The sequence below is a fragment of the Chitinophaga sp. genome, assembly GCF_036566945.1.
Classification (GTDB): Bacteria; Bacteroidota; Bacteroidia; order Chitinophagales; family Chitinophagaceae; genus Chitinophaga.
Map to the genome: position 1 here is coordinate 1 of NZ_DATCVJ010000191.1, position 4215 is coordinate 4215.

The window sequence follows — 4215 nt, forward strand, 5'->3', positions numbered from 1 at the left end:
ATACAGGCATCTGTGCACACCTTCATGGCGCAAAGCTCCTGGTGAACGGTAAACTGCTTAAATTTGAAAAATGTATTCGCCATCTTTATTTTGAGTCAATCACAACAGCCAGGTTAGGCATCCGCAGATTACGATGCACCGATACCGGATTCGCCTCACGGATCTCGCATGTTTCTACTTTCCCATTGCCTTTTACCGCAACATCGAGCGACTGTACATATAACACCTGTGGCACATTACGGTTAATGGCTACTACAGACTGTTTCGCAAAACGGCTGTATGATTTTACCACCAACTGGTTCTTCCCCGCTTTCAGCGATAACAGCACTACTTCGCTGGCTACGCCCCCTCTTTCAGGATTATTATGCAACACCTGTTCTTCCCCGTTTAAATATACAGCAATACCATCTCCACTCGTGAAACCTACCAGGTAACTACCCGCTTTGTCTGCCGTAATTTCCTGTAAAATATATTGTGCCACACTTCTGTCGGCATCCCATTTTATCAAGGCATCGTTCTGCCAGTCGCTGTGCAACGTCCATGCTTTACTATCATTATTCGGCCATGGCTTTGCAGGATCTATATCCTTCACCGATCCATGAGTACCATCAATACCCGACCAGAAAGGACCAGCACTATACATAGGCCCCCACTGCAAACCAGCCGGATGGTTATTCAACGGTGTAGTAGTTCCACCGGTCAGCAACACGTCTTTGGTATTACCATTCAGCGTAAAATGAATACGACGGCCTTTTTCCGCATCACTATATATCAACTGCAGTTTGGCGGGTTTGGAAGCGGTAAACGCCCATGAATCACCCACCTGGCTACGATAGTAACTTTCATAATCCACCCCGGAGAAACTGAATAACGGCGTGGCATTATCTCTTGTTAAACGCGTAGCCTCTTTCAACAAATGCTGCGGCGTAATGTTCACCCCATCTTTACAGGTCAGCGATAATACGGCAATGTCTTTATCTGCTATGGTAAAACCGGCAGGCAGCTGGATTTGCGTATTGCCGCCTTTCACCGTGATCTTCACCGGCACTTTTTTACCGCTGCTCAGCAACGTCACTTCACTGACCTTACTGTTCAAACCAGGTAAAACAATCGTTCCATTTTCAGGCATCTGCAACAAATGCAGGTATAATTTGCCTGGTTTGGTAGTCACTTCTCCCCACGCAAAAGTGGTATCAAATGGATTGGCGGATGCGCTGTAAATGGCTTCGCCATTGAGTTTCAGCCAGGCGCCATTTAACAGTAATACGTCTCTTTCAAAATCTACCACCGATCCATCTCCACGCGGACCAATGTTTAACAGGTAGTTTCCGCCCCGGCTCACTACTTTAATCAGCCCTTCCAGCTTCTCATGCGCTTTATCTTCCGCTTTGCCATGTTGCTGCCAGCTACGATAACCCCATGTTTCATCATATACGGAAGCCGGCGTTTGCCAGGCAGACGCAATTTTATAATCCGGATATTGATTGTCTCCCATCACACAAAAATCTCCGGCATCGTTGCCCAAACGCCCACTCACCATACAACCCGGCTGTAGCCGATGTACTATTTCCGCCAGATCCCGGCTCTGCTGCGCCGTCAGAGAACCCATATCAAACCAGATCTCAGACACCGGACCATAATTGGTCATCAGCTCTGTTACCTGCTTCTTATTATATTCATGATGCTCCGGTGTAATAGGATCACTGTTACTGCTGGAAATAGGATATGCCTGCGGGAAATGCCAGTCGATCAAAGAAAAATACATCCCGAACTTCAAACCATTTCGCTGACACGCATCCGATAATTCTTTCAGTACATCCCGTTTGAAAGGCGTAGCATCTACTACATTATAATCTGTATAGGCAGAATGAAACATGCAAAAACCATCATGATGCTTCGAAGTCATGACCACCGATTTCATGCCCGCCGCTTTTGCCAGTAAAACAATCGAGTCCGCATTCCAATGCTCCGGATGGAACCGTTTGGCCACATCTCCATAAGTATCACTGTAAATACCCGCGTGCGCCTGTATTTGCTCACTATAGCCCCGGGTTACCGGTTTACCATCCCAAACGCCGCCCAGCGTAGAATAAATAGCGCCCCAGTGAATAAACATGGAGTACTTCTGGTTCTTCCATTCGGTATGTGCGGTCAGCTCCTGTGCCGACACCAGTTGAAAGGTCATGATCAGACCCAATAAAGCAATCAGAATTTTCTTCATAGATAATGTGCTGTTATATGCCGGAGATAAAGCTAAATCGATTCAGTCAAGGAAAGGCATAGGATTTTATCCAAAGCTGGTTGAAAATAGCTTTTTAGCTGTTAGCTTTTAGCTTTTAGATTAACTGCTATTAGTCTAACTGCTATTCGCTTTTAATCTAAAAGCTAACAGCTAAAAGCTAACAGCTAAAAGCTAAAAGCTAAAAGCTAACAGCTAAAAAGCTGCTCTTGCAGTTGGCACTACATCCAGTGCTGCAAAATCGCCCGCCAGAAATTTGTAATAAGCTGTAATCGCAATCATACCTGCATTATCGGTACAGTATTCGAATTTTGGAATGAAAGTGCGCCAATGATGTTTTTGACCATATACTTCCAACGCCTTGCGCAAACCGCTGTTGGCACTCACACCACCGGCAATGGCAATATCACGTATCCCCGTTTCTTCAGCGGCCTTCACCACCTTATTTAACAGGATACTCACAATACGCTGCTGTATGGAAGCACAGATGTCCGGTAAATTCTGCTGAATAAAATCAGGATTTTTCTGCTGATTTTCCTGCAGAAAATAAAGAATACCGGTTTTCAATCCGCTAAAACTGAAGTTCAGGTCTGGTATCCGGGGTTCGGTAAATTTAAAACGATCAGGATTACCCGTTTGGGCATATTTATCTACCAATGGACCACCGGGGTAAGGCAGTCCCAGTATTTTGGCACTTTTATCAAAGGCTTCTCCAGCTGCATCATCCAGCGTTTCACCGATCACCCGCATGCGCAGCGGGCTTTCACATAAAACAATCTGCGTATGACCACCGGAAACCGTTAAACACAAAAATGGAAAATCAGGTTTGGGATCATCTATAAAATTAGCCAGTACATGCGCCTGCATATGATGCACCCCTATCAGCGGAATATCCAGCGCCATGGCCATAGATTTGGCAAAACAACTCCCCACCAGCAGAGAACCTATTAACCCCGGTGATTGCGTAAACGCAATCGCACTCAGCTCTTCCCGCTTTACGCCCGCTGTTTGCAAGGCTATATCCACTACCGGCACTATGTTCTCCTGGTGAGCCCTGGAAGCCAGTTCCGGCACTACGCCGCCATACTGTTCGTGTACTTTCTGATTGGCAATATGATTGGATAACACCTTTCCATCTACCAGTACCGCCGCCCCTGTATCGTCACAGGATGATTCTATCGCTAATATTTTAACAGACATAAGCTGCAAAATTAATAAAAAAAAGGCGGGAAAACCCCGCCTGTACCACAGCATCACTGCTGTTCAATATTTATCATCCTAATTACTCCGGATAGCCACCACAGGATCCAGTCTGGCCGCAATAAAAGCCGGAATAAACCCTGCCAATACCCCTACGCCGGCGGAAACAGTCAACCCGGCAATAAAGGCACCGGCGGATATCACCATTTCAAAAGAACTGACCGAATTAATAATTACTGTCATAAGATACACCATCAACAGTCCCAGCATGCCCCCGAATAAACAAAGACATACAGATTCCAGCAGGAACTCCATCAGGATAATATTGCGCCTGGCCCCAATGGCTTTTTTTAACCCGATAATATTTGTCCGTTCTTTTACCGTCACAAACATGATGTTGGCAATCCCAAAACCACCTACCAGCAAGGAAAAGAAGGCAATAAAGCCCCCACCGGCATTAATGGCGCCAAACATAGAATTCAGACTGTCATTGGCAGAACTGATTTCATTCAGCGCAAAATCATCCTCTTCCCTCGGCCTTAACCGGTGCGTAGCCCGCATTACGCCTCTCAGCTCATCTTTCAGCTGGTCTAAACTCACGCCAGGCTTGGCCTTCACCAATATATAAGGATCCGCAAAACGGCGCTCATCTACCACCGTTCGTGCAAATCGATAAGGCAAAATAATCGCATTGTCGTAACTACCGGCCCCGATCATACTCTCCCCTTTCTTCTTCAGCACCCCAATCACCTTCACATCCCGGCCGGCAACCTTCA

Annotated in this window: 3 protein-coding genes; all 3 read right to left on the minus strand. The window is 46.3% G+C overall.

The window, feature by feature from the left end:
- Positions 1–85 precede the first annotated feature (85 nt).
- Positions 86–2221 (minus strand): alpha-L-fucosidase, encoded by a 2136-nt coding sequence (locus tag VIP81_RS05355; protein WP_331957441.1) that lies wholly within the window; start codon positions 2219–2221, stop codon positions 86–88.
- 213 nt (positions 2222–2434) lie between these two features.
- A complete protein-coding gene (tsaD, locus tag VIP81_RS05360) occupies positions 2435–3439 on the minus strand; it encodes a tRNA (adenosine(37)-N6)-threonylcarbamoyltransferase complex transferase subunit TsaD (protein ID WP_331957442.1) in 1005 nt (334 codons plus the stop codon).
- A 78-nt stretch (positions 3440–3517) separates the two neighbouring features.
- The coding region (locus tag VIP81_RS05365) for an FtsX-like permease family protein (protein ID WP_331957443.1) at positions 3518–4215 on the minus strand (698 nt) is incomplete at its 5' end.